Genomic DNA, 6,599 nt, shown 5'->3' on the forward strand with positions numbered 1-6,599 from the left:
CGTCGACCGCCCCCCCCCCCCCCCCCGGCCCCCCCCCCCCCGAGGGCAGGGCGAGGAATTCGACCTCCGCGCCCCCGCCGGCGTCCGCCGTCGCCAGCTCGGGGTCGCGCGTGTCATGGCCGGTCGAAGGCGGCGCGGCGGTGGCGTGGGGTGCGGTTCCGTTCGGGACCGGGGCTGGGTCGTACGGGCCGAGGCCCGCTGCGGACAGGACCGCTGCCGTGGGGGCGTGGCCGGTGATCTTGGTGTGGCGGGAGCGGTGGCCGTGGTGCGGGGACGGGATCCGGTCCAGGCGGTAGAGGTGGTCCAGGTTCGGGCCGTCCGTGGGGCGGGAGACGAGCGAGTCCACCGAGGCCACGGGGCGCCCGCCGGCGTCGGCCAGCCGCACGGTCAGCTCGCCGGACGCGGACCTGGACAGCCGTACCCGCAGCCGGGTGGTCTCCGCCGGCTGGAGGCGCACGCCCGACCAGGAGAAGGGCAGGCCGGGACTGCCGGACAGCAGCAGCGCCTCCACGTGCAGGGCGGCGTCGAGCAGCGCGGGATGCAGGCCGTAGCCCGCCGCGCTCACGCCGTCGGGCAGGGCGACCTCCGCGTACGCGGTGCCGTCCAGCAGCCAGGCCCCGGTGACGCCCTGGAAGTGGGGGCCGTACTCCAGGCCGTGCCCGGCGAGCCCTTCGTAGAAGCCGGCCAGATCCACCGGCTCCGCATCCGGCGGAGGCCAGACCGCCAGGTCAGGTCCGGTGTCCAACTCGGTGTCGGATCCGGCGGCGGGTTCGGTGGTGAGGGGGGTGGGGGGTTCGTAGGGGGCCAGGGTGCCGGTGGCGTGGCAGGTCCAGGGGGTGTCGGCTGCGGCGTCGTCGTGGCGGGCGTTGACGGCGACGGCTCGGGTGTCGTCATCGGCGGGGGTGGCGAGCACGACCTGGACGTTCACGGAGGCCCCGGCCGGCAGCGTCAGCGGTGCGCGCAGGGTCAGCTCCTCGACGCGGCCGTGTCCGGTGCGCCCGCCGGCGTACGCGGCCAGCTCCACGTACGCGGTGCCGGGCAGGACGACCCGGCCCGACACGGCGTGGTCGGCGAGCCAGGGCTGCGACGACCGCGACAGGCGGCCGGTCAGGATCAGGTCGCCGGTCCCGGCCACCTGCACGGCGGCGCCGAGCAGTGGGTGGCCGGCCTCGGTCAGGCCCGCCGACTCCACGTTCGGCCGGTCCTCACCGTCGAGCCAGTAGTGCTCGCGCTGGAACGCGTACGTCGGCAGCGGCGCCGACGGGCCGTCCCCGAGCAGCGGGGACCAGTCCACGGCCGCCCCGTGCACCTGCGCCTCCGCCGCCGACAGCGCGAACTTGGCCAGCGTGCCCTCGTCGCGGCGCAGCGTCCCGAGGACGGTGGCGCCCTCCGCGCTCCCATCGATCGCGTACGTGAGCACGGGATGCGCCGTGACCTCGACGAACAGGCCGTGCCCCGTGCCGGCCAGGTGCTCGACGGCCTGCCTGAACAGCACCGGGGAGCGCAGGTTGGTGTACCAGTAGGCCGCGTCGAGGCGCCCGGTGTCGATCGGCTCGCCGGTGACGGTCGAGCAGAACGGGATGTGCGCCGCTCGCGGGCTCAGGCCGGACAGGAGGTCTCCGAGCCGGTCTCGCAGCGGCTCGACGAGGGGGCAGTGGGAGGCGTAGTCGAGGGGCTGGATCCGGTTGGTGCGCACGTTCTGGGCCTTGAGCCGTTCCTGGAGTTCGTCGAGCGCGCCGGGTTCGCCGGTGACGACGACGGCGCCGGGTGCGTTGACGGCGCCGATCCAGACGCGGCCGGCCCAGGGTTCGAGCTGCTCGGCGGCCTGCTGCTCGGGCAGGCTGACGGCCATCATGCCGCCGGTCCCGGCCAGGAGCTCGGTGATCAGGCGGCTGCGCAGGGCCACGACCTTGGCGCCGTCCTCCAGGGACAGGGCTCCGGAGACGACGGCGGCGGCGATCTCGCCCTGTGAGTGGCCGACCACGGCATCGGGTTCGACGCCGTACGAGCGCCACAGCTCGGCCAGTGCGACCATGATCGCCCAGGAGGTCGGCTGGACGACGTCCATGCTGACCGGGGCGGGCGCGGCCGGGTCGCCGCGCAGCAGGTCGGTGAGCTTCCATCCGACGTAGGGGGCGAGCGCGGCCTCGCACTCCTGGACGCGGGCGGCGAACGCGGGCGCGGTGTCGAGCAGCTCGCGCAGCCCGCCCGGGGTGACGGAGGTCTGCCCGGGGAAGGCGAAGACGACCCGCGGATCGATGGCGGCGACACCGACCGCGACCCCGGGCGTGATGCCCGCCGTGGCATTGGAGGTGGTGCCGGGCGCGGTCTCGGACGCTGTGCCGGGTGCCGGATCGTTCGTGATGAGCGGTGTGGTGCCGGGTTCGGCGGTGGCGACGGCTCTCAGGCCGGTCAGCAGTTCGGCGCGGTCGCGGCCGACCACGACGGCGCGCTGCTCGAACCGGGTCCTGGCGCCGGCCAGCGTCCGCGCCACCTCATCGGGCGGCAGGCCGGGGGCTGCCCCCAGGTGTTCGGCGAGCTTGGCGGCCTGTGCGGCGAGCGCCTGCGGGGTGCGGCCTGACACCGGCCAGGCCAGCACGGTCTGCTCCCGGACGGCCGTCTCCCGAGCACTGCCGTCGGTCCGCCCGTCGGCGGGTTCCGGGGACGGGTCGGCGGGTTCTGGGTGTGGGGGTTCTTCCAGGATGATGTGGGCGTTGGTGCCGCTGACGCCGAAGGCTGAGACGCCGGCGCGGCGGAGCCGGCCGGGGGTGGCGGGCCAGGGTTCGTTCGCGGTGGCCAGGACGACGCCGCCGGACCAGTCGACCTCCGGCGTCGGCTCGCTGACGTGCAGGGTCCTGGGCAGGGTGCCGTGCCGCAGGGCGAGCAGCATCTTCATCACGCCCGCCACCACCGTCGCCGCCTGCGTGTGCCCGAGGTTCGACTTGATCGAGCCGAGCCGCAGCGGCGCCCCGCCGTCCCGTGCCGAGCCGTACACCGCCATGAGGGCCTGGGCCTCGATGGGGTCGCCGAGTGTGGTGCCGGTGCCGTGCGCCTCGACCGCGTCGATGTCGGCGGGGCCGAGCCCGGCGTCGGCCAGGGCCTGGCGGATGACCTTCTGCTGGGCGGGCCCGTTCGGCGCGGTGAGGCCGCTGCTGGCGCCGTCCTGGTTGGCGGCGCTGCCGCGGATGACGCCGAGGATGCGGTGGCCGTGGCGGCGGGCGTCGGAGAGCTTCTCCAGCAGCAGCATGCCGGCGCCCTCACCCCAGCCGGTGCCGTCGGCGTCGTCGGAGAACGCCTTGCAGCGGCCGTCCGGCGACAGGCCGCGCTGCCTGCTGAACTCGACGAACGTGCCGGGGGTGGACATGACGGTGACGCCGCCGGCCAGGGCGAGGGCGCACTCGCCGCGGCGCAGCGCCTGGACGCCGAGGTGCAGGGCCACGAGGGAGGACGAGCAGGCCGTGTCCACGGTGATCGCGGGGCCTTCGAGGCCCATGACGTACGCGACGCGGCCGGTGGCGACGGCCCCGTCGCTGCCGTTGCTGAGGTAACCGGCGACGTCCTGCCTGGCGGAGCCGCGGGTGCCGTAGTCGTGGTAGATGACGCCCGCGTACACGCCGGTGGCGCTGCCCCTGGCGGCGGCGGGGTCGATGCCGGCGGCCTCGAACGCCTCCCACGAGGTCTCCAGGAGCAGCCGCTGCTGCGGGTCCATGGCGACGGCCTCGCGCGGGCTGATGCCGAAGAACGCGGCGTCGAACCAGGCTGCGTCGTGCAGGAAGCCGCCGTGGCGGGTGTAGCTCCTGCCGGGGGTGTCGGGGTCGGGGTCGTACAGGTTCTCGGTGTCCCAGCCGCGGTCTGCGGGGAAGCCGGTGACGGCGTCCGTGCCCGACTCCAGCAGCCGCCACAGTGCCTCGGGGGTGTCGGCCGCGCCGGGGAAGCGGCAGGCCATGCCGACGACGGCGATGGGCTCGGCGTACTCGTCGAGCCGCCGGCGGGCCTCGCGCAGGTCGGCGGTCGCGCGGCGGAGGTAGTCGAGGAGCTTGGCCTCGTTTTCCATGGACGTCACCTCTGGTGGCGGGCGACCAGGTCCTCAAGGTCGCGGACGAGGTCGGCGGGGGACGGCGCGGTCGCGGCGTCGTCGCGGAGCGCGGCGGCGCGGCCGGCGTAGGAGGGCTCGTCGAGCAGGCGCACCAGGCCCGCGCGCAGCGTCTCGGGGGTGAGCTCGGCGGGCTGGACGGTCACGCCCGCTCCCTGGCGGGCCAGGGCGCGGGCGAGGCCGCGCTCGTCGTAGAGCGCGGCGGGGACGATGAGCTGCGGCACGCCGGCGGCCAGCGCGGTGCAGGTGGTGCCGGTGCCGCCGTGGTGCACGATCGCGGCGCACGTCGCGAGCAACGGGTGCAGGGGGACGAATCCGGCGAGCCTGACGTTGTCGGGGGCCTTGCGCCCGTCGGGCAGGCCGCCGGGCTCGATGGTGGCGACCACCTCGACGTCGAGGTCGGCGACGGCGTCGAACAGGTCGGCGACCCCGATGCTGCCCTGGCCGCCCCACATCTCGCCGCCGCTGACGCCGAGGGTGAAGCAGACGCGGCGCCGTGCCGGCGGGGGCACCAGCCAGGGCGGGATGACGGCGGGCCCGTTGTGCGGGACGTAGCGGACCGGCAGGTACGCGGGCCCGTGCTCCAGGGGGAAGCGCGACCAGCCCGGCAGGCTGTCGATGGTGGCCTGGCCGAGGACGACGTCCTCGTGGTAGCCGGCCCCGTACCGGGCGAGTTTGGCCGTCAGCCAGTCGGCCACGGGGTCCTCGTCGCGGTCGCCGCGCAGCCGCAGGAACAGGTCGCGCATGCGTGCCCAGTGGTCGCGGCCGAACGTGGTCCTGACGTGGGCGGCGCCGCAGGCGCGGGCGGCCACCGGGCCGGGGAACGTGATGGAGTCCCAGATGACCAGGTCGGGCCGCCAGGCGCGGCAGAAGGCGACGAGGTCGTCGTACATGCTCTCGTCGGTGATGAGGTCGAAGGCGAGGGGCGAGGCCCAGGCGGCCAGGCAGTCGCGGACGTACGCGTAGGTGAGGACTTCCTGGCGTTCCTCGGCCAGGTCGTATCCGGAGCCGTAAATGTGTTCCTCGGGCGACATCGCGGCGAGCCGCTCCGCCACCGCGGACATATCGCCGACCGACACCCCGGTGATTCCGGTCTCGCGAATTCCGCCCATGATGTCGGGCTGGCCGGCGAGCACGACGTCGTGCCCGGCCGATTTCAACGCCCACGCAATGGGGACCATCAGATTCAGATGGGCGGTCGCCGCGTGCTGGGTGAGCAGGACCCGCATTTACCATTCCTCCAGGCCAATTTCCCGTTCACCCGGGAAATTACCTAGCCGCGGCCCGGCCTCCGACCCCTAAGCCACCCCTCTCGTCCCCCTGTGCACCAGGCGTGATAGAGGGTGGCCACCAGCGCGGACACGGTGCCGGAGACGACGACGGCCAGGTAGAACCAGGCAGAGCCGGAGGGCAGGGGCAGGCCGCTGACCACGACCGAGTAGGGGATCAGCACGGGGACCACCCCGACGGTCCCCAGCACGACCCCGATCGCGGCCACCAGCAGGGCCTCGACGCCGAGCATGCGCATCACCTGGGCGCGGGTGGCGCCGCCGGCCCGGTGCACCCCGAACTCCCTGCCGCGCCGGGCGGCGGCGCTGCCCTGCGCGGCGGCCACGGCGATGGCGGTGAACACCATGATCACGGCGGTGATCAGGTAGTCGACCCAGCCGCGCATCAGGTGCTCGGCCGAGTCGGCGGTGCCCGCCGGATGCAGCCCGGTCTCCTCGGCGGCCCGGCGGGCGTCCACGCCGGGGCCGCCGCGGATCAGGACGCGGGCCGGCAGCGTGGCCGTGGTGTGCGGGGCGAGCAGCGCGGCGGGCAGGAGCAGGAACTCCGCGCCCGGCTCCAGCGCCAGCAGGGCGACCACGCGCACGCGTACGGGGGTGCCGTCGCCGAGCCACACGGTGATCGTGTCGCCGAGCGCCGCACCGGCGCGGCGCGCCTCCTCCTTCCCCAGGGCGGCGCCGTGCTCGCCGAGCGCGGCCAGCGATCCGGCCGACACGGGGAACGCGGTCAGGCCGGACAGGTTCGTCAGGCCGTGGGCGGGCCGGCCCGCCTCGCTCTGACCGCGGTCGCCGGAGAGGTAGGCGGTGCTGGTGACGAGCCCGGCGGCGCTGATCCCCGGCAGCTCCGCGACGCGGGTGAGCGCGGCGGGCGCGAGGCCGCCGGTGGCGGTCTCCATGACGGCGTCGGCCCGCAGGCACTCGTCGAAGGCGCGGGTGGCGGCGTCGGTCTCGCCGGCCTGGAGGAAGATGTTCGTGGTGGCCAGGCAGGTGGCCAGCATGATCGGCAGCGAGGCCCGGCCGGCCCGGCCGCCGCGCAGGTTGAGCAGGGCGAGGTCGCCGGTCCGCGCGGAGAGCGCGCGTACGGGGCCGGCCAGCGCTCTGCCGATCACGCCGGTCAGCCGGCTCAGGGTCAGCGCGCCGGCCAGGGCCAGCACGGCGCCGGCCAGGCCCGCGACGCCTGCGTGCGGGGCGCGTACGAGCAGGGCGACGACGACGCTGAG

3 protein-coding genes are annotated in these 6,599 nt (G+C 75.3%); all 3 read right to left on the bottom strand.

The window, feature by feature from the left end; genetic code table 11:
* On the bottom strand, window positions 1–4,054 hold a 4,054-nt coding region (locus tag ABFX54_RS55500), incomplete at its 3' end, for a type I polyketide synthase (RefSeq protein ID WP_346115413.1).
* 5 nt (window positions 4,055–4,059) lie between these two features.
* The gene (locus ABFX54_RS55505; protein WP_346115414.1) at window positions 4,060–5,322 is read right to left on the bottom strand and encodes an activator-dependent family glycosyltransferase; all 1,263 of its coding nucleotides are present in this window, start codon (window positions 5,320–5,322) and stop codon (window positions 4,060–4,062) included.
* Window positions 5,323–5,366: 44 nt separating this feature from the next.
* On the bottom strand, window positions 5,367–6,599 hold a 1,233-nt coding region (locus ABFX54_RS55510), incomplete at its 5' end, for an FtsX-like permease family protein (RefSeq protein WP_346115415.1).

It is taken from the genome of Nonomuraea maheshkhaliensis (genome assembly GCF_039529435.1).
In the GTDB taxonomy this organism is placed as follows: Bacteria; Actinomycetota; Actinomycetes; order Streptosporangiales; family Streptosporangiaceae; genus Nonomuraea; species Nonomuraea maheshkhaliensis.

What these genes read in the sequence shown, in the direction of transcription:
- ABFX54_RS55505 (WP_346115414.1), bottom strand. Translation starts at nt 5,322, where the DNA reads ATGCGGGTCCTGCTCACCCAGCACGCGGCGACCGCCCATCTGAATCTG.